Annotated in this window: 21 protein-coding genes; 6 read left to right on the top strand and 15 right to left on the bottom strand. The window is 36.2% G+C overall.

Going from position 1 to position 24,485, the window contains the following annotated elements; translation table 11 throughout:
* Window positions 1-262 precede the first annotated feature (262 nt).
* The 6 genes from M2373_RS02070 to thrS form a co-directional block, all read right to left on the bottom strand.
* Window positions 263-1,438 carry a M28 family peptidase gene (locus M2373_RS02070; protein ID WP_259106925.1) on the bottom strand — a complete coding sequence of 392 codons (1,176 nt, stop codon included), beginning with the start codon at window positions 1,436-1,438 and terminating at the stop codon, window positions 263-265.
* Between the two features lie 115 nt (window positions 1,439-1,553).
* Window positions 1,554-1,898, bottom strand: a complete 345-nt coding sequence (gene rplT, locus M2373_RS02065) for a 50S ribosomal protein L20 (RefSeq protein ID WP_259106922.1) — start codon at window positions 1,896-1,898, stop codon at window positions 1,554-1,556.
* A 121-nt stretch (window positions 1,899-2,019) separates the two neighbouring features.
* Entirely contained in the window at window positions 2,020-2,217 is a 198-nt protein-coding gene (rpmI, locus tag M2373_RS02060; protein WP_002979658.1) for a 50S ribosomal protein L35, read from the bottom strand.
* Between the two features lie 494 nt (window positions 2,218-2,711).
* Entirely contained in the window at window positions 2,712-3,533 is an 822-nt protein-coding gene (locus M2373_RS02055; protein WP_259106908.1) for an alpha/beta fold hydrolase, read from the bottom strand.
* A 277-nt stretch (window positions 3,534-3,810) separates the two neighbouring features.
* The gene (gene infC, locus M2373_RS02050) at window positions 3,811-4,311 is read right to left on the bottom strand and encodes a translation initiation factor IF-3 (protein ID WP_172625635.1); all 501 of its coding nucleotides are present in this window, start codon (window positions 4,309-4,311) and stop codon (window positions 3,811-3,813) included.
* A 150-nt stretch (window positions 4,312-4,461) separates the two neighbouring features.
* Window positions 4,462-6,381 (bottom strand): threonine--tRNA ligase, encoded by a 1,920-nt coding sequence (gene thrS, locus M2373_RS02045; RefSeq protein WP_259106905.1) that lies wholly within the window; start codon window positions 6,379-6,381, stop codon window positions 4,462-4,464.
* Window positions 6,382-6,474: 93 nt separating this feature from the next.
* Between thrS and M2373_RS02040 the strand changes: the two genes are divergently transcribed.
* Window positions 6,475-7,650, top strand: coding sequence for a DUF4932 domain-containing protein (locus tag M2373_RS02040; protein WP_259106902.1), 1,176 nt, complete (start codon window positions 6,475-6,477; stop codon window positions 7,648-7,650).
* A gap of 128 nt (window positions 7,651-7,778) precedes the next feature.
* Here M2373_RS02040 and M2373_RS02035 read toward each other — a convergent pair whose 3' ends face one another.
* Window positions 7,779-9,320, bottom strand: a complete 1,542-nt coding sequence (locus M2373_RS02035) for a hypothetical protein (protein WP_259106899.1) — start codon at window positions 9,318-9,320, stop codon at window positions 7,779-7,781.
* 147 nt (window positions 9,321-9,467) lie between these two features.
* Here M2373_RS02035 and M2373_RS02030 point away from each other — a divergent pair, with 147 nt between their 5' ends.
* From M2373_RS02030 to leuB, 4 genes are read left to right on the top strand one after another with little or no spacing between them, the layout of a single operon-like run.
* Complete coding sequence (locus tag M2373_RS02030; protein WP_259106896.1) at window positions 9,468-10,631, top strand: 2-isopropylmalate synthase; 1,164 nt, start codon at window positions 9,468-9,470, stop codon at window positions 10,629-10,631.
* A 26-nt stretch (window positions 10,632-10,657) separates the two neighbouring features.
* Entirely contained in the window at window positions 10,658-12,046 is a 1,389-nt protein-coding gene (gene leuC / locus M2373_RS02025) for a 3-isopropylmalate dehydratase large subunit (protein WP_259106894.1), read from the top strand.
* A 30-nt stretch (window positions 12,047-12,076) separates the two neighbouring features.
* Window positions 12,077-12,685 (top strand): 3-isopropylmalate dehydratase small subunit, encoded by a 609-nt coding sequence (leuD, locus tag M2373_RS02020; RefSeq protein WP_259106893.1) that lies wholly within the window; start codon window positions 12,077-12,079, stop codon window positions 12,683-12,685.
* The gene (gene leuB, locus M2373_RS02015) at window positions 12,666-13,790 is read left to right on the top strand and encodes a 3-isopropylmalate dehydrogenase (RefSeq protein ID WP_259106892.1); all 1,125 of its coding nucleotides are present in this window, start codon (window positions 12,666-12,668) and stop codon (window positions 13,788-13,790) included. Before leuD ends, leuB begins: the two co-directional genes overlap by 20 nt.
* A gap of 168 nt (window positions 13,791-13,958) precedes the next feature.
* Here the strand turns inward: leuB and M2373_RS02010 are convergent, their stop codons facing one another.
* The 7 genes from M2373_RS02010 to M2373_RS01980 all read right to left on the bottom strand — a co-directional run bounded on the left by M2373_RS02010 (window position 13,959) and on the right by M2373_RS01980 (window position 21,214).
* Window positions 13,959-14,141, bottom strand: coding sequence for a hypothetical protein (locus tag M2373_RS02010; RefSeq protein ID WP_259106891.1), 183 nt, complete (start codon window positions 14,139-14,141; stop codon window positions 13,959-13,961).
* A gap of 11 nt (window positions 14,142-14,152) precedes the next feature.
* Window positions 14,153-14,758 carry a DUF4230 domain-containing protein gene (locus tag M2373_RS02005; RefSeq protein WP_259106890.1) on the bottom strand — a complete coding sequence of 202 codons (606 nt, stop codon included), beginning with the start codon at window positions 14,756-14,758 and terminating at the stop codon, window positions 14,153-14,155.
* 2 nt (window positions 14,759-14,760) lie between these two features.
* Complete coding sequence (locus tag M2373_RS02000; protein ID WP_259106889.1) at window positions 14,761-15,327, bottom strand: thioredoxin family protein; 567 nt, start codon at window positions 15,325-15,327, stop codon at window positions 14,761-14,763.
* A 1-nt stretch (window position 15,328) separates the two neighbouring features.
* The gene (locus M2373_RS01995; protein ID WP_259106888.1) at window positions 15,329-15,796 is read right to left on the bottom strand and encodes a nucleoside triphosphate pyrophosphohydrolase family protein; all 468 of its coding nucleotides are present in this window, start codon (window positions 15,794-15,796) and stop codon (window positions 15,329-15,331) included.
* 627 nt (window positions 15,797-16,423) lie between these two features.
* Window positions 16,424-19,351: a reprolysin-like metallopeptidase gene (locus M2373_RS01990; protein ID WP_259106886.1), complete on the bottom strand. Its 2,928-nt coding sequence runs from the start codon at window positions 19,349-19,351 to the stop codon at window positions 16,424-16,426.
* A 204-nt stretch (window positions 19,352-19,555) separates the two neighbouring features.
* Window positions 19,556-20,053: a DinB family protein gene (locus M2373_RS01985; protein WP_259106882.1), complete on the bottom strand. Its 498-nt coding sequence runs from the start codon at window positions 20,051-20,053 to the stop codon at window positions 19,556-19,558.
* A 21-nt stretch (window positions 20,054-20,074) separates the two neighbouring features.
* Window positions 20,075-21,214 (bottom strand): acyl-CoA dehydrogenase family protein, encoded by a 1,140-nt coding sequence (locus tag M2373_RS01980; RefSeq protein WP_259106880.1) that lies wholly within the window; start codon window positions 21,212-21,214, stop codon window positions 20,075-20,077.
* A 192-nt stretch (window positions 21,215-21,406) separates the two neighbouring features.
* Between M2373_RS01980 and M2373_RS01975 the strand changes: the two genes are divergently transcribed.
* Window positions 21,407-23,272 (top strand): endonuclease, encoded by a 1,866-nt coding sequence (locus M2373_RS01975; protein WP_259106877.1) that lies wholly within the window; start codon window positions 21,407-21,409, stop codon window positions 23,270-23,272.
* An 82-nt stretch (window positions 23,273-23,354) separates the two neighbouring features.
* Here the strand turns inward: M2373_RS01975 and M2373_RS01970 are convergent, their stop codons facing one another.
* The gene (locus M2373_RS01970; RefSeq protein WP_259106875.1) at window positions 23,355-24,290 is read right to left on the bottom strand and encodes an alpha/beta hydrolase; all 936 of its coding nucleotides are present in this window, start codon (window positions 24,288-24,290) and stop codon (window positions 23,355-23,357) included.
* Window positions 24,291-24,485: the final 195 nt, after the last annotated feature.

Below are 24,485 nucleotides of genomic sequence, written 5' to 3'. Positions count from 1 at the left end.
TTATGGTGGGTTTTGTATTTTTATAATGTAGTAATATTTTTACAAATATGCTTTTCAAGTTTTGCGACCCCGATATAGGTGTCTATCAGATCGTAGATTGCTTTTTACCTCCGATCTCGAGGATTTATAATCCGTAAGTCGTTATATAAAAAAGAACCCTAGTTAAATTGCTAGGGTTTATTTCTTATATTAAAAAATAAAATTTTCAGTAATCTTTTGAGTATCTTGCTTATCAGACTCTCTGTCTATTCTAATAATAATCTTATCTTTCAATTAAAATTTTTCTTACAACTGTCTGATCTTCTGCTTTCAGAACACCTATATAAGCACCGTTAGTTAAAGAAGAAGTATTGATCTGAGTTTGATTTTCCTGCTTAATTAAAGTATGCCCAAGAAGGTCGGTAATTTCAAAGCTGAAATTCTTAACTTTATGAGGAAGTTCAATATTAAGAATGTCTTTTACTGGATTAGGATAAATTTTCAAAGCTTCTAATGTTTTTTGTGAAGCTACATCATCGACACTTAAAATCGTAGTTGTGGCAACCGCAAAGTGTTGTAATGCGCCTACAGCAGCCTTCCCTACGTTATACACATACACAGGATCTACATTGGCAAATGTATCACTTGTCGTATGCTCATTATAACTTCTGTCATATTCATAAAAACCGGTGATCACTTCACCTTTAGCTTCAAATGGCATATAGTCAGATGCATAAGCGGGATCGATATCGGTCTGAAGTGGAGAATATAAAGTCGTACACGTGGCCAACTGCTGTGTAACTGCCTGCGATGCTGCATTATTGCTTGTAGGAGTTCCCTGATCTTCATCACAGAAAATCACGGTATTATTATTTCCAAGCTGCCCGCCAACCTGATCAATATTAAAGACTAATTTTATATCCAGCTGGCGAACACCATTCTGGTAAGCCACACTGTTTACATAATGACTGCTTCCGTATAAACCTTGCTCTTCGCCCGAAAAGTGGATAAATTTGATTGAATATTCTGTAGGGACATCTTTTAAAACTCTTGCTGCTTCTAGAATGATAGAGGTTCCGCTTCCGTTATCACTTACTCCCGGACCTACAATACTGTCAAAATGCCCGCAGATAATAACATATTTATTCGGATAAAGAGTTCCTGTTTTTGTAATCACTAAATTTTTTGAACTCGTATTTCCAAAAGTAAAAGGATCTTCTACAATTTGGCTTGCAGAATAACCATAGGAAAGATATTTATTCTTAATCCAGTTTAAAGTGGCCGTATTATTGGCAGATCCCGTCGTTTTTACACCTAGATTCTGGAAATCTTGAAGATAGGAGGTGATATTGGTCTGGGTAACCTGATTTGCTCTGGTCTGATAAGCCTGAATAAATGATTGAGCTTGTGCTCCCATAGCAGCAAAGGAAAGAAATAAAAGAGTAGTTAGTTTTTTCACTTTTTTATAAAATTTAGCAATTCTTTATATAATTATCAATATTATCGCAAATGTACTAATAAAAAAATCCCGAGCAAAAAAACTCGGGACTATATTGATAACAAAAAATTCTACATTATTTTACTTGATCTACAACTGCTTTGAAAGCTTCAGGGTGATTCATTGCTAAATCTGCTAAAACTTTTCTGTTAAGCTCAATGTTGTTTTGTTTAAGAGCTCCCATAAACTGAGAGTAAGACATTCCGTGCTCTCTGGCTCCCGCGTTGATACGAGTGATCCAAAGTGCTCTGAAGTTTCTTTTCTTCTCTTTTCTACCACGGTAAGCATATTGCATTGCTTTTTCTACCGCGTTTTTAGCTACAGTCCAAACGTTCTTTCTTCTACCGAAAAAACCTTTAGCTTGCTTAAAAATTTTCTTTCTGCGAGCTCTTGAAGCTACTGCATTTACTGATCTTGGCATAATTTAAATTGTTTTTTTGAAATGTGCGGTAATTGTTTCATTACTCTTAGTGGCTCCATTTCAGGGTTAAATTGTTGAATTTGTTTTGAATTCTTATAAACCGAATATAGATTTATAAAAACTACTTAATTGCTAATTGACGTTGAACGCTTTTTTCGTCCACTTTAGCTACGTAAGAAGTAGTAGTAAGATTTCTCTTCTGCTTAGTTTCTTTCTTAGTTAAGATGTGGCTTTTGTAAGCATTTTTTCTTTTGATCTTACCAGAACCGGTAAGAGCAAAACGCTTTTTAGCACCTGATTTCGTTTTTAATTTTGGCATTGTTTTGCTTTTTATTGTTTTGTTATCAATATCTGTTTGGTTATCCCGAAGACAGTTCAGGAATAATAGGCTGCAAAATTAAGAAAAAAAACTGAGACTTGAAAGAGATTTTTAGCTGGAAGAGGAGGGAACTGAATGATGAAGGTTTTGAATGATATTATTATTTAAAGCTATTTCCCGCTTAGAATTGATGCTGAGCTTGCCGAAGTACTATATCTTTTGGGTTACGGGCGAAGCAAAGCGAGCCCGTAATCCAAAAGGATGTCGTTTTAATCAGGCTAGGGTGGAAGCCATTAATATCATCTGAGTTTAGAATATGACTTCTGGTTTTTAATAGAGATGAGAAAGTTTGAAGCTGGAAGGTTTTGAAAACCAAATCAGAATAATAAGACCATTTGATATTGACAAAGACTCTATCAGTAACTTCAGGCTATACCATAAAAAAACTACAACCAAAATTTGATTGTAGCTTTTACTTTTATAATAGATAAATATTATGACTCAATAAATTCCAAAAGGTCTTTATTAATAACATCTGCATGAGTTGTAGGCATTCCGTGAGGAAAACCTGGATAAGTGATCAGCTTACCGTTCTGTAATAATTTGGATGATTTTATAGCCGAATTTTCGATAGGAACAATTTGGTCATCTTCTCCGTGCAATACTAAAACAGGAATATCAACCGCTTTAAGATCTTCTGTAAAATCTGTCTCAGAAAAAGCTTTAATTCCATCGTAATGAGCTACAATTCCTCCCATCATTCCCTGTCTCCACCAGTTTCTTTGTACGCCTTCTTTTACCTCTGCGCCTTCTCTGTTGTATCCGTAGAAAGGGAAAGTGATATCGATATAGAACTGCTGTCTGTTGTTCAGTGTCTGCTCTCTGATGCCATCAAAAACATCAATTGGAACACCGTCCGGATTAGTTTCACTTTTTACCATAATTGGTGGAACTGCGCTTATTAATACTGCTTTTTTGGCTCTGCCATTTGCATATTTGTTAACATAACGAATTACTTCACCACCACCTGTTGAATGTCCGATATGGATGACATCTTTCAAATCAAGGAATTCTACCAATTCAGATGCATCAGAAGCATACTGTTCAATCGTGTGATTATATATGTTCTGACTTGAACGGCCGTGACCTCTTCTGTCGTGAGTAATGACTCTGTAACCTTTCTGTAAGAAAAAGATAACCTGTGAATCCCAGTCATCAGATGACAGAGGCCATCCGTGGTGAAACATCAATACTGGTCCTTCTCCTTGATCTTTATAAAAAATTTCAGTTCCGTCTTTTAATTTTAGTGTGCTCATTGTTTTGCTGTTTAATTTGTTATGATAATTTATTATTGACTGAATAAGTATTGTTCCTTATTTCTAAAGCAAAAGTAGGACAAAACTTTTCACGTAATATTGATCTATGATAAATTTTAACAATTATTTAATGATTATTATAAATTTTATAAAATAGCACAATAAAAATACATAAATATTTAACTAGTTTAATAATGTAACCGTTTTCACACAAAAAAACCTCAAATTGCTTTGAGGTTTATATTTTAAATCAGACCGTAAAATCTGATTAATGTGACTATTTAGCTGGTTTTTTAGGACTCATCATCATAATCATTCTCTTTCCTTCAAGTTTAGGAAGCTGGTCTACTTTTCCAACGTGCTCTAGTTCCTGAGCCAGTTTTAAAAGCAAGATTTCACCCTGATCTTTAAAGATAATCGAACGTCCTTTAAAAAATACGTAGGTTTTTAATTTTGAACCTTCTTCAAGGAATTTTTCAGCATGCTTCTTCTTAAACTCGTAATCGTGATCATCAGTCTGAGGCCCGAAACGGATCTCTTTTACGACAACTTTTACTTGCTTAGCTTTTAATTCCTTTTGCTTTTTCTTTTGCTCATATAAGAATTTTTTATATTCTAATATTCTTGCAATAAACGGTTCAGCCTTGTCGGAAATTACTACAAGATCCAATTCCTGTTCCGCAGCAATTTGTCTTGCTTTGTCAATTGGATAAATTCCCGGCTCTACGTTATCGCCCACCAAACGAAGCTCTCTCACACGAATTTTATCGTTGATCAAGTGTAAGTCCTCCTGTACAGGACGTCTTTGTGGGCCCCTGTTGTTAAATCGTTGTGCTATTGTATTATAATTTTATTGGTTAACTTTCTATTATTTCTCAAATTAAGGTACTAAGAGATCTTAATACCTTAATTGTTTATTTATTAAATTTTATATGGCTGCTTCTTTCTTAAAATAAGAAACAAAGTCCTCCAGATTCATCACTCCAAGATCTCCTTCGCCACGTCTTCTTACAGAAATTGTGCCATCATTCTCTTCATTTTCTCCTACTACCAGCATGAATGGGATCTTTTTCAATTCTGCATCACGGATCTTTTTACCGGTTTTCTCGTTTCTGTCATCAATCTGACCGCTAATATCGTGATTTTCTAAAAATTGTGAAACTTTTTTTGCATAATCTACATATTTTTCACTTATCGGTAGAATTATGAACTGATCAGGGCTTAGCCATAATGGGAAATCTCCTGCTGTATTTTCAAGTAAAATCGCAATAAAACGCTCCATAGATCCGAATGGTGCTCTGTGGATCATCACCGGTCTGTGTTTTTCATTGTCGTTTCCGATATAATGAAGATCAAATCTTTCCGGTAAGTTGTAATCAACCTGAATCGTTCCCAACTGCCATTTTCTTCCTAAAGCATCTTTCACCATGAAATCCAGCTTAGGACCATAGAATGCAGCTTCACCATACTCAACAACCGTCTTCAGTCCTTTTTTCTGAGCAGCATTGATAATTGCACTTTCGGCTTTTTCCCAATTTTCGTCAGAACCGATATATTTTTCTCTGTTTTCAGGATCTCTTAAAGAAACCTGAGTAACAAAATCTTCAAAACCTAAAGATTTGAAAACATAAAGTGTTAAATCAATTACTTTTTCAAATTCTTCGGAAAGCTGATCCGGAGTACAGAAAAGGTGAGCATCATCCTGAGTAAATCCACGCACTCTTGTTAATCCGTGAAGCTCTCCACTTTGCTCATATCTGTAAACAGTTCCGAATTCTGCATATCTTTTAGGGAGATCCCTGTAGCTCCATTGTGAAGTTTTATAAATTTCACAGTGGTGAGGGCAGTTCATTGGTTTCAACAAAAATTCCTCTCCTTCATTTGGAGTTTTAATAGGCTGGAAGCTGTCTGCTCCATATTTGTCCCAGTGTCCGGAAGTTACATACAATTCTTTAGCTCCGATATGTGGAGACATTACGAATTCATAACCTCCTTTTTTCTGAGCATCAGAAAGGAAATTTTCCAGTTTTCTTCTCAAAGCAGTCCCTTTTGGTAACCAAAGCGGTAATCCGGCACCTACTTTTTCTGAGAAAGCGAAAATTCCAAGCTCTTTACCTAATTTTCTGTGATCTCTTCTTTTTGCCTCTTCTAGTCTTTCAAGATATTCAGTTAAATCCTTCTGTTTAGGGAAAGAAACACCATAAACTCTTGTTAGCTGAGGATTTTTTTCGTTTCCTCTCCAATAAGCTCCTGCAGCATTTAAAATCTTTACAGCCTTTACAATGCCCGTATTTGGAATATGCCCTCCACGACAAAGATCTGTGAAATTATCATGGGTCACAAAAGTGATCTCTCCATCATTAAGATTAGAAATCAATTCTACTTTATATGGGTTATCTGCATACGTTTTTAATGCCTCTTCTTTTGAAACCGGATATAATGAGAAAGTAGAGCCTTTTTTAGCATTTTCCAATACTTTTTTCTCAATTTTCTCAAAATCTTTTTCAGATAAACTTTCGTCACCGAAATCTACATCATAATAGAATCCACTTTCGATGGCAGGACCGATGGTCAGCTTAGCATTAGGATAAAATTCAAGGATAGCCTGCGCCAAAAGGTGGGCTGAAGAATGCCAGAAAGCTTTCTTTCCAAGATCATCGTTCCATGTCAACAACTGTACCGTAGAATCCGTGGTTATAGGCGTGGTCGTTTCAACTTGCTTGTCATTTACAACTGCGGAAATGGTGTTTCTAGCCAATCCCTCGCTTATAGATTTTGCCACATCTAGCGGAGTAACTCCCGCCTCGAATTCTTTGACGCTATTGTCTGGAAGTGTAATTTTTATCATTGTTTACTAAGAAATTTTAAGAGGCAAAAATACGCATTTTTTAGTTAATATACTATATTCGCACATATTTAGACCAAGAATTAATACCAGACCATGAAAAAAATAGCCTCAGTTTTCGCGGTAATCATTTTTACCTTAAGCTTTTCTCAGAAAAATACGTCAAAATTTTCCGTGACCTATAATAAAAATATTGAAACTTATTTTCTTGCAGAAATCCTTGCAGCAGAGCATAGAAGAAATAATAAAGACTTTGAACTATATAAAATTAAAGTATGTTCAGCGTATCAGCCTGTCGTTAAAAGAGCCTTACAAAAGTACAGTCATCTTAAGAATTCGGATATTGCTGTTTCTACAGCTGAACTTAATGATGTCATCATGGAAAAATACGGTTTGGGCAATGATGCATTGATGAAATCGCTGTTGTATTACAAAGAATTTCCATCAGAAGAATGGGTGGCTCACTATGTATTTGACTATAATAATCTGACTAAAGAGCAGAATGAAGCAGTTACTTTATTGATTAAAAACTATTTATTAAAGCTTTCGAAATTTTATATTCATGAAAACCTGGATCAGTTTTTTAAAGAGAATAGAGAATTTTATCAGGGAGCCATTGATGAGTATAATAAACAGATTCCGGTGGGTTTTACCAATGCTATGGAAGCATTTTATGGCGAGAAATTCAATCAGTATACGATTCTTGTTTCTCCAATGATGATGTGGCCTATCGAAGATGGTGAAGGGAGGGGAATTGGTGTTGACGTTATATTAAAATCAGGAGCAAAAAATATATATGAGATTGCCAGTCCGTTTATAAAAGTTGAGAAACAGGGGCAGTTTGGTTATGACAATCAGTTTCAGGCGAGGTTTTTAAGCGTTCATGAATTTGGACATTCTTTTGTGAATAAAGAGGTGTACAAACACAAAGAAAGTCTACAGAAATTTAAAGTTTTGTTTGAAAATTCGAATTTAAAGGAAACAATGATTAAAACCGGAGGATACGGGGATTATCAGGCATGCGTTGCTGAACATCTGGTGCGACTGGGTGAAATTCAGACGGCTAAGATTCAGAAAGATTTTGAAAGAGCAAAGAAACTGGAGGTCTATCACCTGAAGAATAATTTTATTTTTTTACCACAGTTGGAGGAAAAATTGAAAGAGTACAATTCGAACAGGGTAAAATATAAAACTTTTGGCGATTTTATTCCGCAGCTTTTAAAAGTTTTTGAAGAAAGCACGATAGAATCTATTAACAATCAACTTAATTAAAACAAAAAATAATTCTTCATGTAAGATATGTTACAGCAGCTAAAAAAGCAGTTGGGAAGGACTGAAACAGAGCAAAATATTTCTGGATTTCCTCGAAAACCTTTAGATAGCCGAGGGTTTTAATTCTCTTATTTTCTTTTATACCTCACTTTTTCTTTGATAATCTCAATTACATCTACATTTTTTACTTTAGATTTTACCCAGCCGTGGATATCTATGTACAACAGAGACCGTCTGTAATATTCATTTTCAGAAAATAGATCAAGCTTTTTATTAAAATCTTTGAATGATCTGAGCTGTTTATCCTGCGTAAGATCATTTAGGTTTTTGAAGAATTTTATACTTTCAAAATGAAAATCATCCGGTTTTTTCATCTTTTTAGCGAATTTAAGCGTTGCTTTAATAAATTCATCATAATCTTCATCGTTTCCGGACTCAAATTTTGCCATCAAAATCAGAATCCTTGTATGGAACAAGAGGTCTTCCTGTACATTTCCTTTGGCTTCAATGACTTTCAAAGAATACTTTATTGACTCATGAAATTTTTTACTTCCAAAAAACATGGCCGCCATTTTCAGATAAAGAATCATAAAATGGTGTTCATCAATTTTATCACGGAACCTTTCCATTTTTAATTCGATTTCAGGAATCAGTTTTGTTCCGGAAAAAAATTCACCCTTCACGAAGTGAATATTCATTAAAGTGTTATAATAGGTCAGAAAAACAAGTGATTGTATATTTTCATTTTGAGTAAAGCTTGAAGACGAAATCACCTTGTTGAATTCGTCAAAACTATCTTCAAGAATATCGATATTTCCATATAGAAAAAGGATTTTCAGCAGGTATGTATTTCCTTTAATATACCATACGGGGTGGCTCAGGATCATATCCGGATTTTTGTGAAATAAATCAACCCACTGAAATGCATATTTTAAGGTGTACTTATATTCCTGTAATAATTGATTTTTCCAGACATGAGCTTTAAAATACCATAATTTCTCTGTAAAGTTTAGTTTTTCGAATCTGATCTTATTGATTTGTTCTTCAAAAATATCCATTATTTCGGCCCGGTCTTCATCATTTTTTACATAGCCGTGAGTCAGCATTTCGCTGTATAACTTCAGTGAGAGATTAGACAGTTCTGTAGCATAATGGTTTTGTTTGCTGATTTCGGTCGATTGCTTAATCAGTTCTTCGGCCCGTCCTTCAATACTTCGTGTAATGAATTGTGATTCAATTACTTTTTCCAGATCAATGATTTCCGAAGCAATGCTTTTTTCGTCTAATTCTAAAGCAGACTGCTTGGTTTTGTCCAAAATTTTTAAAGCCTGTTTGTAGAGTCCTTTCTGATATAAAATATTGGCGAAATCTAGCTGCTCGCGAAGTTGTATTCTGTAATTCTGGTGGCTCGGATTCATCCTTAAGCTTACCAGAATTTGTTTGTAAAGATGGGCTTTCAAATTTGACAACTGCTGTTTGGTCGAAATTTTTTTGTTGATGATAATATGTTCATCATATTCTTTCATCTTATCCATTTCTGAAAAAAGAAGAAGAAACTTTGCATCCACATTAATTCCAAGACGGTTTACGTACAGCTTGAATTGTCGTTTTTCAGAAGTCGTGAGTGACTTGATTAATACAAATAAAAAATCTTTGTGCAATTCTGCCATTGTAAATTTTTGCTGTTTAAGGTATTGACTAACAGTGTTGTAAAATCATTTTTTTATGTTTTGAATATTGTAATTTCAAAAAAAATAAAAATTAAATGATATCGGGACTCTTTAGTTTTGAATCAAAATTAAGTAAAAAACTTCATTATGAATTCCGAAAAAGTTGAAATTTTTGATACCACGTTGCGTGATGGAGAGCAAGTCCCGGGCTGTAAACTAAATACAGAACAAAAGTTAATCATTGCTGAAAAACTGGATGAGCTCGGAGTAGATGTTATTGAGGCAGGTTTCCCTATTTCAAGTCCGGGAGATTTTCATTCTGTTTCAGAAATTTCAAAACTGGTGAGAAATGCAAAAGTATGTGGATTGACAAGGGCGAATCAGAAAGATATTGATACGGCTGCAGAGGCCTTAAGATTTGCAAAAAGACCAAGAATTCACACGGGAATCGGAACTTCCGACTCTCACATTAAACACAAATTCAATTCGAATCGAGAAGATATTATTGAACGTGCAGTTCAGGCAGTGAAATATGCTAAAACTTTTGTTGAGGATGTAGAATTTTACGCTGAAGATGCCGGAAGAACAGACAATGACTATCTGGCAAAAGTTTGTGAGGAAGTTATTAAAGCCGGAGCTACGGTCTTAAATATTCCTGATACCACCGGATATTGCCTCCCTGAGGAATATGGTGAAAAAATAAAATACCTGAGAGAAAACGTAAAAGGAATCGATAACGCGATTTTATCCTGCCACTGTCATAATGATTTAGGAATGGCGACAGCCAATTCTATTTCCGGAGTTATAAACGGAGCTAGACAGATTGAATGTACCATCAACGGATTGGGAGAAAGAGCCGGAAATACGGCATTGGAAGAAGTAGTGATGGTTCTTAAACAACATGCGCACTTAAAATTACATACTGATGTTAACTCCAAAATGCTCAATAGCATGAGCATTTTGGTTTCAGATTTAATGGGAATGCCGGTGCAGCCTAATAAAGCAATTGTAGGAGCTAATGCTTTTGCCCACAGTTCAGGAATTCACCAAGACGGTGTGATTAAAAACAGAGAGACTTATGAGATTATCGATCCTGCGGAAGTAGGCGTGAATGCGTCATCGATTGTTTTAACAGCAAGAAGTGGAAGGTCGGCTTTAGCGTATAGATTCAAACACATTGGTTTTGAGGTTACCAAAAATGAGCTTGATTTTTTATATCAGGAGTTTTTAAAAATTGCAGATCGCAAAAAGGAGGTTAATAATGATGATTTAAGCTTAATCATTGAAAAAGTAACCCGCAAAATAGGGTAGTTTGATTTAAATTTAGAAAGGTTAAAATGAATAATACTAAAAAGACACTTTTTGATAAAGTCTGGGATGCTCATGTTGTAGAAACAATCCCGGATGGTCCTCAAATTATATATATTGACAAACATCTGATTCACGAAGTGACAAGTCCACAGGCATTTGCTGAATTGGAGACCCGAAATCTTGAAGTTTTCAGGCCTCAGCAGATTGTGGCTACAGCAGATCATAACGTTCCGACTCTGGATCAGGACAAACCTATTCGTGACGATTCTTCAAGAAATCAAGTCGAACAGTTAACAGAAAACTGTAAAAAAAATAATATTGAATTATACGGACTCGGGCATCAGTACCAGGGGATTGTACATATTATTGCTCCCGAATTAGGTTTTACGCAACCCGGGATGAGCATTGTTTGTGGTGACAGTCATACTTCAACACATGGAGCTTTTGGTTCTATTGCATTTGGAATCGGGACGAGTCAGGTTGCGCAGGTTTTTGCAAGCCAGTGTTTGTTGTTGAATAAGCCTAAGTCTATGAGGGTAAATGTCAACGGAAAACTTAATAAGAACGTTCAGCCCAAAGATGTTATCCTTTATATTATTTCAAAAATAGGAACCGATAGCGGAACGGGCTATTTCTGTGAATATGCCGGAAATGTTTTCGAAGAAATGTCTATGGAAGGCAGAATGACCGTTTGCAATATGAGTATCGAAATGGGGGCCAGAGGAGGAATGATCGCGCCCGATGAAACGACTTTTGAATATGTAAAAGGAAGAACTTTTGCTCCGAAAGGTGAAGAGTGGGAAGAGAAATTGGAATACTGGAAGACTTTAAAAACGGATGAAGATGCCGTTTTTGATGCTGAATATAGTTTTGATGCTTCCGAGATTTATCCAATGATCACTTATGGAACCAATCCAGGAATGGGAATTTCAATTCATCAGAATATTCCGGTTCCGCAAAATGAATCGGAAGAGAAAGCTTTAAAATATATGGGCTTAAAAGCCGGTCAGGCACTTTCGGATATCAAAGTTAATTATGTGTTTATTGGAAGCTGTACCAATGCGAGAATTGAAGATTTCCGCTCTGCAGCTGACTATATCAGAGGGAAAAGTAAGTCGGAACATGTTCAGGCTCTTATCGTTCCGGGATCTCAGCAGGTTGTAAAGCAGATCTTAGCAGAGGGATTGGATAAGGTTTTTAATGAAGCTGGTTTCCAGATCAGGCAGCCGGGATGTTCTGCGTGTCTGGCAATGAATGATGATAAAATCCCTGAAGGTGAATATTGTGTTTCAACCTCCAACAGAAATTTTGAAGGAAGACAGGGGCAGGGAGCCAGAACGATCCTTGCAAGTCCTCTTACTGCTGCAAAAGTAGCGATCGAAGGCCGAATTTCAATCTTTGAAAATTTAAACTAAACAAATTAAAATTATTTTGATTTCAACAAAATGCAAAAATTAGTTATAATAAAATCCCGTGCAATTCCTTTGCCGGTAGAAAATATAGATACGGATCAGATTATCCCTGCAAGATTTTTAAAAAGTATTGATAAAAATGGTTTTGGAGATAATCTGTTCAGAGACTGGAGGTACAATGTTCACACCAATGAGCCAAATGCTGATTTTGTTCTGAATAACCTTCAATACAGTGGGGAAATTCTGGTAGCGGGAAATAATTTCGGTTGTGGAAGCAGTCGGGAGCATGCGGCATGGTCTTTGACAGATTATGGTTTTAAAGTGGTGATATCCAGTTTTTTTGCAGATATCTTTAAAGGGAATGCCTTGAATAACGGATTGTTACCAGTAAAGGTTTCCGAAGTTTTCTTAAAAGAAATTTTACAGGGCATCACAGCAGATCCGGAAAGTGAGATAATCATCGATGTTAAACAGCAGGCTATCACTTTCAAGGGTAAAACTGAAAATTTTGAAATTGATTCTTATAAAAAAATATGTCTGATGAATGGTTACGATGACATTGACTTTTTAATCAGTAAAAAACAGGCGATAAAAGAATTTGAACTAAAAACACAAAAACAGTATGAACAACAAAAATTTTAAAATAGCAGTACTTCCCGGTGACGGAATCGGTCCGGAAGTGATCGGGGAGAGTATTAAGATTCTGGATGCTATCAGTGAGGCTTTTCATTATACTTTTGAATTTAAATTCGGTTTAATGGGAGCAGAGGCGATTTATAAAACAGGAAATCCATTACCCGATGAAACCCTGGAAATCTGTAAAGAATCTGATGCTGTTCTTTTTGGAGCAATCGGAGATCCTTCTTTTGATAATAATCCTGATGCCAAAGTAAGACCGGAGCAGGGACTTTTAAAGCTTAGAAAAGAATTGGGGCTTTTTGCCAATATCAGACCTTTAAAAACGTATTCTTCATTGATTGATAAAAGTCCGTTGAAGTATGAAATTATTGAAGGGACTGATATTCAGATTTTCAGAGAACTGGTAAGCGGAATTTATTTTGGTGAAAAGTATACTGATGATGAAGGGCAGTATGCTTATGATGTGTGTAAGTACAGCAGAGAAGAAATTGGTCCGATTGTGCATATGGCTTTTCAGGAAGCACAAAAACGCAGAAAAAAACTAACTTTAATTGATAAAGCGAACGTTTTGGACACCTCAAGATTATGGAGAAAAGTATGTAAAGAAATTGCTGCGGAATATCCTGATGTTGAGCTTGACTTCATGTTTGTAGATAATGCTGCGATGCAGTTGATTTTAAATCCTAAGCAGTTTGACGTTATCGTAACCGAAAATATGTTTGGTGATATTATTTCGGATGAAGCTAGTGTTATCGGTGGGTCTATCGGGTTGCTACCTTCTGCTTCAATTGGGATTGAAAATGCTTTGTTTGAACCTATTCATGGTTCATATCCTCAAGCAAAAGGCAAAGGAATTGCCAATCCTGTTGCTTCGATTCTGAGCACAGCGATGATGCTTGATTATTTAGGGCTGGAACAGGCGGCTTCTAAATTGAGAAGTTCCGTAGAGTACGCCATTGAAAATAAATACGTTACAGTTGATCTAAATGCTCAGCAGCCTTATTCGACAAGTGAAGTAGGTAGTTTTATTGCTGATTACATTAAATTTTCCGAAAAGTCATATTATAATTTTGAAAATGTAAAAATCGGGAAATCTACGATCGTTTAAAATAATGAATTGTCAATTTTGCTTCGCGGGTAAAAATTAATAATTAGAGTTTTGAGATTAACAAGCGAAGCGGATTGACCATACCTTATATATGATTTGATTTTATTTGTATATTTTTTTTAATAAAAAGGTTCCATCTCTATTGAGACAGAACCTTTTTATTTATTCCTACGTATTATCGGTTTTTCCTGATTTATTGTTTTGCGATGACTTTTGTACATCTTCTTTATCAATATCAGGCGGATTTGTTTTCTTTGATGATGCAGGAATATTCTGGAAATCCTGATTTTGTTTTTTTGTTTCTGCAGAATTTGCAGATTCTTTGTTTTTGTCTTTTCCTTTAGAGTCCATAGCTTTGATTTTTATAGTCCTAAAATACCCAGCTTACCTGTCTGGTCTTCTATACTATAATTCAAAGCCTTTGCCAAAACGAAAATATTATTGAGATTTTCCATTAATTGTTTATGACCTTCATCCCTTAATTTGTTTTCATCAATAGATTTAATCGCGGTTTCTTTTGCTTTCTGAGTTACGCTTTTAATGTCTTTTTCCGAAATCCTGTTGATGAAAGAATCATCCATAGACTGAATTTCAACACTGGGAGTAATTCTTATATCTGCATTAGGCAACTCGGTAATAATTAATTTTTTATTAATAGAATCTACCTTGATTTTCATTTTATTTAAATCATAAGAAACCTGAGCATTGGTTTTGGTGTAGGTAATGATGCTGTTGCTGGTCACTTCCTTTCCGAAAAATTCATAGCCCATTTTGGTCTTCTGCATAGCAGATGTATTCTGTTCCAGGACGACCATTTTATTCATCTTGGAAATTTGATTGGTCAGAATATAGTAGTCTGATTTTTCAGTTTTCCTGTTTGGATTCAGGCAGGACTTTAATCCAAAAAACAGAAGCAACATGATGATTGCTCCTGTTATGAATGGTATGATTACTCTATAATTTTTCAAATCTATTTATTAAATATTTCTTTGATCACAGATTTGTCATCTTTCTTTAAGATGTCCGCCAAATCTCTTTCAATATAGCCTGAAGTAGGCATTTCTATTATTCTTCCAATTTCCTTGCCATACTTTTGAACAATAATGGTAGGGACTTTCTGGATATTGTAAAGGCCTTCCTCGCCGCCCGGAGCTTCCTTCTTACGATTCACAGCAATGATCGTTAATTTATTATCAGGATATTTTACCTCTTCCAGAATTTTCATCAGCCTAGGGAAATCCCTGTGGCTGTCTTCGCACCATGTTCCCATGAAAACGGTGATCGAATAAGAATTTATTTTGTCCTTTTTGAGTTCGCCGATTGCTTTTTGGTCCAGTGCATATTCATCGTGCTCTTTTACGTACCAGTCTGCATAAGGCGCTTTTAAGAACTGCTCTTTGAGTTGATTTCCTAAAAGCATTTTACCGTCATTTGTTGTTTCAACTTCGCGATTTACCACTACTTTCTGAGCATGAAATTGCTGGGCTGTTAAAACCAATCCTGAAACGATAACAATATTTGTGATCAATTTTTTCATATTACTTTTCGATAATTTCCTTTAAGTCGGCAGGAGAGTAGTATTTGTTTTTCAGTACTTTATGATCTGCCTGTCTGTAAACATTGTATTTTTCTCCAGACTTTTCATAAAAAGATTCTACTTCTTTTGCCTTGTAAAACTCAACGGTTTCCTGTGCCTGTTCTTCATTATCGCAAGCTTTAGACATATTGGAACGCTGAACTTCGTTGAATAACTCTACAAATTTGTTGCCAAGACCGAATTCCAGTACAGCACCGCTCAAAACGTACTGTAAATCACAAAGAGCATCTGCTATTTCTACAATATTATTATCAGCAATTGCTTGCTTTAATTCATTTAATTCTTCCTGTAAAAGTTCAACTCTAAGGTTGCATCTTTCCGGTGAAGGGATTTGTGGAGTATCTAAAATAGGGGCTTTAAAAGTGGTGTGGAATTCTGCTACTTGGTTCAGACTATCAATTTTATCCATGAATATTTTTTATTTAAGGCAAATATAAAAATTAGGTTTTAGATATGGGGAATTAGAACTTAGGTTTTGCTGAATTATTTTTGTTAAGTCTGTCTTAGGTTTTTATTCTGATGAAGGAAGAGCTTCAAAAGTCAAGATATGCATTACTAGTTCTTTCTCCCACGGATTTCTCAGATGATTGTGAATATTAATGAAAACATTTGTGGTTAAATTTTTATTTGGAGCTTAATCCCGCTTTCCACTGTATCTTTTTGGTTGCGGCTGGAACGAAGTGGAAGCCGCAACCAAAAAGGACGTCGTTTCAGTCGGGGCTAGGGTGGAAGTTTTTCATTTAAAACATTAGAAAAACATCCACAAAGTTTGTTATATAGAAAGAATTTAGACTCAAATCTTTCCATTCTTTTCTAATGCTATACTTAGATCCTTGACAGAATGGCAAAAATTAAAAATAATTTTAATGTCATTAATATACAGAAAAAGATATTTCGACTGCTTCGCGCTCAATATGACAAAGTGAACAGAAGTAAAGGTATCCATTGTTTATTACTAATTTTACTCATTACTCATAAAAAAAGACTGCCCGTTTCCAGACAGCCTTTAATCCCGTGTTTAAATTCGAGAAGGGTATTAGTTCTTGATAAATCTTTTGCTGATTTCTCCAATCTGAATCATATAAGCCCCTTTGATTAGGTTGCTTACGTTGACAGACCCTCTTTGAAGGTTTCCTGAATTAATTAATTTTCCTCCCATATCGAAGATTCTGTACTCTTCAGATGTTGTATTTGAAATATTTAAAACATCTTTTGTCGGGTTTGGATATAATTTAATATCAGTGATCAAGTCTTTTGTACCAGAAAGATCTCCTCTTCCTGAGGATACAATATTTAATGTATAATCTTCCACCTGTCCGTAAGTATACGTTCCGCAAGATGATGAAGGAACTGAGCTGTACTGCATCATAACTCTCATTCTTGTTGTGCCTGCTGTTGCTGTTGAAGGAATCGTAATAGATCCTGTAGCCGGAGTAGTGGTAGATCCTGTTTTAGACCAGGCTAGTTCTCCGCTGTCAGTAAAATCGCCATCCCCGTTATAGTCAATATAAACGGCATAGGCTTCACTGTATACTGTTGAAGTCCAGGTTGGCGTTACCGAAATAGCATATGCTGTTCCTCTGGTTACATTGGTAGAAACGGAAGTGAAGTTTTCATAGCCGGCAGTACCTGTCGAGGTATTGTTAATTGTTCCGAATTTTACGTTTCCTATTCTTTCATCTGCTGTATTGTTTGCAGAAGCCGAACAATAAGAAACAGTACTTCCTGCAAGTGTGGTTACGCTTACTGTATTGCTTGATGGAGAAGTGTTTCCTGCTGCGTCTTTAGCCTTAACCGTGAAGCTGTAGGTAGTAGATGGCGTTAAGCTTGTTGCGGTATAAGTGGTGGAAGCTGTAGAACCTAATAAAGTTCCGTTTAAATAAATTTCGTATCCTGTAACCCCAACATTATCCGTTGCTCCTGACCAGGAAAGATTTGTGCTTGTAGAAGTAGTGCCTGAAGCTGCTAATGTAGGCGCCGTCGGAGCAATAGTGTCTGAAGTTCCTGAGCCTGCATTGACAGTGATATTTGCGTTGTTGACGTCAAAGAAAATATGATTTGATCCTTTCACCATAATTCTTCCTGTTGTGGTGGAAACATTTGGAATGATTACAGCTTGGGTTCCGTCATTTGGTGTTCCTGCAAGAAGGGTAGTCCATGTTGTTCCTGAGTTGGTAGACCATAAAATGTCTACATTAGCAGCATTTACCCCGTTTGCTGTGGTGCCTGCGACATTCCATGTTACTGTTTGAGAGCTGCCGCCTGCGTAAGTGGTCGCTGAATTCTGAGAACTTACACTGAATGGACCTGCGGTTCCGTTTACAGTAATGACAGCGTCATCAGAGTTGTTTCCTGAGCCTCCGGCTCTGTTATCGCGAACAGTAAATCTGAAATTATAAGTTCTTGCTACATTTGACAATGCTTCAACAGTGATTTCTGAACCCGCCGTTGTGGTTGCTCCTGTTAAAACTGAAGCCATTCTTGGGAAGTATCTCACAGGGGTTGTCTGCGGTGTCCAGGATCTGAAAGTAGGGCCTGTTGCTTTTGTAGCGCTTGCTGCTGAGCTTGCTCCTGTCTGGGAAGAAGAAGCGTTGTCCATTTGTTCCCAGATGTAGGTTAAAGAATCTCCGTTGGCATCAGTTCCTGAGCCTGTCAGCATAAAGGGTGTTCCTTTTGGAATAGTATAGTCTGAACCTGCATTGGTTGTTGGAATTGAATTTCCTGTGCTCGTGCTTACAGGGCAGGTTTTAGCTTTAATATTATTGGTGATCTGCTGTATGCTTACTGCATGGAAGAATGAGTCTGAGTGTGGCTGAATATCCTGTGCTGTGATTCCGGCATACCCCATGATTGTTGATCCGGAGCCAGGTTCCATATTTACGCCTGTGCCCTCATTTCCATGGGAAAAGGTGTGGTTTCCTCCAAATTGATGTCCCATTTCGTGAGCTACATAGTCAATATCGAAATTATCTCCTGAAGGGATGGCATCTGCCGGAGAGGTGTATCCGCTTCCTTTTGACCCGTTGGTACAAACGCAGCCTATGCAGCCCGCATTTCCTCCGCCGCCTGAAGCACCGAATAAATGCCCGATATCGTAGTTTGCTTCACCGATTACAGATGTTAAAGTTGACTGTAGCTGGGAATTCCAGCTGCTCATTCCTGAAGCTGCAGAATAAGGGTCTGTGGAGGCATTGGTGTAAATTACAGCATCGTTATTTGAAATCAAAACCATTCTGGCAGCAAAATCTTTTTCAAAAACTCCGTTTACACGGGTCATGGTATTGTTCATTGCTGCTAAAGCGTTAGCTTTTGTTCCTCCGAAATAAGCAGTGTATTCTCCTGTGCAGGAAAGTGCTAATCTGAATGTTCTTAATTTGGCATCATCTGCATTGGGTCTTGCGGCGATATTGGTATTGATAACACCTTTTTGGGCAACATCAATAACGGTACATTCGAATTTATTGAGATCATCTTTTTTGTCTGATTTTTTATAAACGACGTATGTTGATAAATCTTTAGTGTAGGGTTCGATGAAAACCGCAGATTTGTCGCCGTAAATCTCCATCGAAGAAAGTCCTAGAGGTGAAATGCTGAAATAAACCGTAGAATTTGGGTCATCAAGACCTTCTCCTACATAGGATTTGATATCCGGATATTTCGCAGCAAGTATTGGGTCAAAGTTTGAGTTTTCCTTTACTTTGAAATTTTCCATTCTTCCTTCTGAATTCGGAAACGAAATGATAATTTCTGATTTTTCTCCTGCTGCTATTCTTTTAGGAGCTTTTGCCAAAACGCTTTTCAATCCGTTGATATCTAGGCTGTAGATCTTAGGATTGCTGATGTTGACTTTGTTTTCAATGATTTCTGAAGATTTTCTGGAACTTTCAGTCCAAAGACGATCCGTCTGCGCGAAAGAAATGCCCGATAAAAGCAGCATTCCAATCATCGATAATTGTTTTTTCATATAAATATTATTTTGATTGTGGGATATCAAAGCTAATAAAAATTTAATTATGAAAAACAAAATTTTTTAAGAAAATTTTAGACTATTCATTTAAATTTATATGCAATACATTGTAGATGTCAAAAAAATCATTTTCTCAGAAAAAGAAAATAGCACCCGCAAAATACGAGTGCTATTCACTTATTAATGATATAATTCTAATTTTTAAAACTTATCGTCGGCGGTTGGTCCGTACAATCCCGGAACTTTATTTCCTGTGGATCTTAAATAAACCACTAACTCACCTCTATGATGGTATAAATGATTAAACAAAAACCCTCTGATGACCTGAATTTTCTGAGTGGGAGGGAAAAGTACGTTTCCGTCCATCTCCATTTTCCATTCATTGAAATAAGTATTTTCGTCTGAATTTTCTAAAATCTGCTGAGCTTTAGAAACATTTTCTTCAAACTTGGCTACAATATTTTCTGCTTTGGAAATATCTCCTTTGTCATACTGATAGGCTCCCATATCAAATATGTCCTGATTGAAAGTAGATTCGTACCAATTATATACTTCTGCAATATGAGAAGCCAATTGAGCAGTCGTCCAGTTCTTCTCAGATGGTTTCCAGTCCAAAGCACTGTCAGGAATTGCTTTCAAAATTTTTCTGGTGTTTTCTGCTTCATGCAAAAATTCACCTAAAAGGGCTTTTTTAATCATTTGTTTTGTTTTTTTATTGAATTATTTTGTAATATCTCTGCCGATAACCAATCTCTGGATCTCAGAAGTTCCTTCACCGATCGTACACAGTTTCGAATCTCTGTAGTATTTTTCAGCAGGGAAATCTTTTGTATATCCGTATCCTCCGAAGATCTGAACAGCATTGTTTGCAATTCTCACACAAGCTTCAGAAGCGTACAGTTTTGCCATAGCACCTTCTTTTGTCATTTTTTGCTTAGCATTTTTCAGTGTAGCAGCTCTTTGAATCAATAATTCTGCAGCATCAATCTCTGTTGCCATATCTGCCAGCATAAAATTGATTGCCTGGAATTCTGAAATTGATTTTCCGAACTGTTTTCTTTCTTTAGCATATTTCAAAGCAGCTTTGTAAGCTCCTCTTGCTGTTCCTAAACTTAAAGCAGCGATAGAAATTCTACCTCCATCCAGAATTTTCATAGCCTGTTTAAAACCTTCTCCGACTTCCCCTAAACGATTTGCATCAGAAACACGAACGTTATCAAAAATTAATTCAGCTGTTTCAGAAGCTCTCATTCCTAATTTATTTTCTTTTTTACCGGAAGTAAAACCAGGCATTCCTTTTTCTAAAACAAAAGCAGTTGAATTATTTTTAGCTCCGATTTCGCCTGTTCTTGTCATAACAACGGCAATATCCCCCGAAATAGCGTGTGTAATGAAGTTTTTGGCACCATTGATGATCCACTCATCGCCATCCTTTACGGCAGTGGTAGACATTCCTCCTGAATCAGAACCTGTATTATGTTCCGTAAGTCCCCAAGCTCCGATTACTTTACCGGATGCCAGCTGAGGAAGCCATTTGTGTCTCTGCTCTTCGTTTCCGAATTCGTAAATATGATTTGTGCAAAGTGAGTTGTGCGCTGCTACAGAAAGTCCGATTGAAGGATCTACCTGAGAGATCTCATCTAAAATCGTAACATATTCATGATAACCAAGACCAGAACCACCATATTGTTCAGGGATAACGATTCCCATGAACCCCATTTCTCCTAACTCATGAAAAAGGTCTTTAGGGAAAGTCTGGCTTTCGTCCCACTCCATAATATTAGGTCTAATATTTTTCTCAGCAAATTCTTTTGCTGTTTCCGCTATCATTTTAATGTTGTCAATAGTCTCTGTATTCATATAGATAAATAGTTAGTTCCCAAAGATAAATAAATTGACCGAACGTCCAAAAAAATTATTTCCAACATAGTACTAACCTTACAAAACTTTAATATTCAATTTTTTATATTCTGATATTTAATGATTTTTTAATAAATTTTACAGAACTTTGAGTAGATTAATTTACTATTTTAGCCACCCAATTTTTAAAGCATGAAAAAACTTCTACTTCCTATAATTTTAATTTCATCTTTTATTTCTGCTCAGATTCCTGCCGGATATTACGATGGAACTACCGGATTAACGGGCTATGCGCTGAAATCTAAACTACACGATATTATTTCTGCAAAGAATATCAACTGGCATTATGGTGATCTTACCAATTATTATAATCAGACAGATCTGGATAAATATTATGACCATGATGCTTCAAACACGAGTATACTGCTGGATATTTATTCTGAAATTCCAACCGGACCCGATGCCTATGAATACACCACAGCCAATATCATTGGAAGTGCAGGAGCTGAAGGGTTGGGCTGGAACAGAGAACACATGATGCCGCAAAGCACATTTTACAGTAACTATCCGATGTATTCCGATTTGTTTTATGTGGTTCCTACAGATGCAAGAATCAATCAGTTGAGAAGTAATTATCCTTACGGGATGGTGGGTTCTACAATTTATTACACATTTACCAATTCTTCGAAAATTGGAAATTCTGCTATTCCCGGTTCAGTGTATACAGGGAGAGTTTACGAGCCGATTAATGAATTTAAGGGTGATGTGGCGAGAAGTTTACTGTATTTTGCAGTAAGATATGAAGGAAAATTAGGAACTTTTAATTTTAATAACAATGCAAATCCTTCTTCTGATACCAATCCACTGGATGGAACGGAAGAAAGGGCATTTGATCCGGCTTATATTGCCATGCTTATTCAGTGGCATCAGCAGGATCCTGTTTCTCCAAGGGAAATCGACAGGAATAATTCGGTTTATAATTTACAGAAAAACAGAAATCCTTTTATTGATAATCCTGCGTGGGTAAATGCAATCTGGGGACAAACACCTGATGCTGCACCACCACAATCACCCACGAATTTAGCGGTAACCCAAAATAGTGCCTATTTTACCACACTCAGCTGGGCTCCAAGCTCGAGTACAGATGTTCTGGGTTATAAAATATATCAAAATGGGACTTTGGTAGGTTCAACGAAAGGAAATTCAATAAGTATTGATCATTTAACGCCTTCTACCGCCTACAGCTTCACTGTAAAAGCGTATGATGAAGGGTATCTCTTGTCTTCGGACAGCAATACTGTTGCAATAACAACTTTAGCCACAGATATGTATGCTAAAGATCTTTTTGTCTCAAAATACCTTGAAGGGACATCCAACAACAAGGCATTAGAAATTACCAATAAGACAGGGCATGCTGTGAATTTAAGCGATTACAGACTGTCTATTCAGCTTCCAAGCGGAAGCAATTATTACTTTCCTGCACCTTATGAACTGGAAGGAACGGTTCAGAACAATGAAAGTTTTGTTATTTTAAATCCGGACGCTAATTTTTCATGTTATACCATTAATCAGGCAAAATTTGTGACCGCTGCACCGCAGATGACCTTCTCCGGAAGTAATTATGTTGAATTAAGGTATAAATCTTCAACGGTAGATGCGATGGGTGTTACAGGTCAGTCAAATTCTTCAACACTGGCTAATGTTTCTTTGTATCGTAAGAATACGGTTAATCAGCCGGCTACAACTTTCAATATTTCTGAATGGGATTCTTATGCAAGTAATTATTGTCAGAATTTAGGGGTTTTATCAGCTTCAGATCTTGTTTATACAAAAAATGATGAGGTGAAAATTTATCCTAATCCGGCTAGTGAAAACATTTTTGTAAGCGGAAACGTTGAAAACATGAAAAATGCTCAGATTTTAGATTTTTCAGGAAGAGTAATTTCTACTGAAAATTTACCTTTTAAAAACAAGAAAAATATTTCAGTTCAAAGTCTGGCAGCCGGTTCCTATTTATTAAAACTTGATGATAAAATTTATCAGTTTATAAAAAAATAGTTTGAGTTTAAAAATAAAAGTTTAAAAAGCCGGGATTATCACGATAGTCCCGGCTTTTTATTGTTTTTGATCTTTAGTGACATTATTTTTTCCAAAATCCATTGTTTTGAGCCCATATTTTAAACAAATCAGGCCAGGAAGAAACAGGACTGTTTTTCTTGCCTAGCCCCCAGCCATGTCCTCCTGTCTTATAGATTTGCATTTCATCCGAAACTTTTGCATTTTTTAAAGCTTTATCCATTAAGAAACTATTCTCAACAGGAGAAATAGGATCGTCCATAGCCTGTGCCAGAAATGTAGGAGGTGTATTGTTACTTACCTGTTTTTCTACAGAAAAGGAAGTCTCAGCTTCGGTTGTCGGTGAATTCCCTAAAATACTTTTTCGTGAATGGGTTTTATTATTCGGAGGCAGCATTGATATTACAGGATAAATAAGACCTGCAAAATCCGGTCTTGAAGATAATGAATCTATGACATCTACGGGTTTATAAAATTGCCTGTTGAAAAGGGTAGAAGTAACGCCTGCAAGATGTCCCCCTGCCGAAAATCCAAGAATTCCTACTTTATGTTGATTTATTTGGAATTTTTTAGCATTATTCCGGATTATCCGCATGGCACGCTGAGCATCTTCAAATGGAACATTGTTGCTTTTCCAGCCTTCTTGGGGAAGTCTGTAAATAAGCTCAAATGCTGTAATTCCTTCAGATTGGAGCCAATTTGCGGTCGGAGCACTTTCTTTACCCATTTCTATATGAGCATACCCGCCACCGCTGATAACCAGAATAGCGGTTCCATTGGGATTTTGAGGTCGGTGTACAATTAATCTTGGTTTTGAAACCTGAGTTACTGAACCTTTATCGGTGATTATTTCCGGGCTTCTGATACCTCCCAGGTCAGGCATTGAAGATGGCCAGAGCTCTATCTCTTCCTGTAGGGTATTTTTAATATTTGGCTGTGCATTAAAAGAAGTATTAATTCCGGTCAGAAGAAATATCGAAATAACAAATGTTTTCATCATGGTGCTTATGTAATTATTTATGATAAAAATAAGCGTGCAAAAAAGATGCAGATATTCTGTTTTAAGAAATTTTTCATGCTTTTTATTTTGAATTCGTTTCAGATAATTAATTATAATCCTCACAAAATCTTATGTTTACAGTATAATCGATATAAGCATATTCCCTAATAATCAATATCTATAAGTGTTTCTGCT

It is taken from the genome of Chryseobacterium sp. JUb7, assembly GCF_024806495.1.
Classification (GTDB): Bacteria; Bacteroidota; Bacteroidia; order Flavobacteriales; family Weeksellaceae; genus Chryseobacterium.
This window is presented reverse-complemented; position numbering and strand designations above follow the sequence as displayed.

Coding starts and splice junctions, on each gene's coding strand:
- M2373_RS01975 (WP_259106877.1), top strand. CDS start 21,407: ATGAAAAAACTTCTACTTCCTATAATTTTAATTTCATCTTTTATTTCT.
- M2373_RS01995 (WP_259106888.1), bottom strand. CDS start 15,796: ATGGATAAAATTGATAGTCTGAACCAAGTAGCAGAATTCCACACCACT.
- M2373_RS02000 (WP_259106889.1), bottom strand. CDS start 15,327: ATGAAAAAATTGATCACAAATATTGTTATCGTTTCAGGATTGGTTTTA.
- M2373_RS02010 (WP_259106891.1), bottom strand. CDS start 14,141: ATGGACTCTAAAGGAAAAGACAAAAACAAAGAATCTGCAAATTCTGCA.
- leuC (WP_259106894.1), top strand. CDS start 10,658: ATGAATAATACTAAAAAGACACTTTTTGATAAAGTCTGGGATGCTCAT.
- M2373_RS01985 (WP_259106882.1), bottom strand. CDS start 20,053: ATGATTAAAAAAGCCCTTTTAGGTGAATTTTTGCATGAAGCAGAAAAC.
- M2373_RS01990 (WP_259106886.1), bottom strand. CDS start 19,351: ATGAAAAAACAATTATCGATGATTGGAATGCTGCTTTTATCGGGCATT.
- M2373_RS02030 (WP_259106896.1), top strand. CDS start 9,468: ATGAATTCCGAAAAAGTTGAAATTTTTGATACCACGTTGCGTGATGGA.
- M2373_RS02040 (WP_259106902.1), top strand. CDS start 6,475: ATGAAAAAAATAGCCTCAGTTTTCGCGGTAATCATTTTTACCTTAAGC.
- M2373_RS02055 (WP_259106908.1), bottom strand. CDS start 3,533: ATGAGCACACTAAAATTAAAAGACGGAACTGAAATTTTTTATAAAGAT.
- rpmI (WP_002979658.1), bottom strand. CDS start 2,217: ATGCCAAAATTAAAAACGAAATCAGGTGCTAAAAAGCGTTTTGCTCTT.
- leuB (WP_259106892.1), top strand. CDS start 12,666: ATGAACAACAAAAATTTTAAAATAGCAGTACTTCCCGGTGACGGAATC.
- M2373_RS02035 (WP_259106899.1), bottom strand. CDS start 9,320: ATGGCAGAATTGCACAAAGATTTTTTATTTGTATTAATCAAGTCACTC.
- leuD (WP_259106893.1), top strand. CDS start 12,077: ATGCAAAAATTAGTTATAATAAAATCCCGTGCAATTCCTTTGCCGGTA.
- M2373_RS01970 (WP_259106875.1), bottom strand. CDS start 24,290: ATGATGAAAACATTTGTTATTTCGATATTTCTTCTGACCGGAATTAAT.
- rplT (WP_259106922.1), bottom strand. CDS start 1,898: ATGCCAAGATCAGTAAATGCAGTAGCTTCAAGAGCTCGCAGAAAGAAA.
- thrS (WP_259106905.1), bottom strand. CDS start 6,381: ATGATAAAAATTACACTTCCAGACAATAGCGTCAAAGAATTCGAGGCG.
- M2373_RS01980 (WP_259106880.1), bottom strand. CDS start 21,214: ATGAATACAGAGACTATTGACAACATTAAAATGATAGCGGAAACAGCA.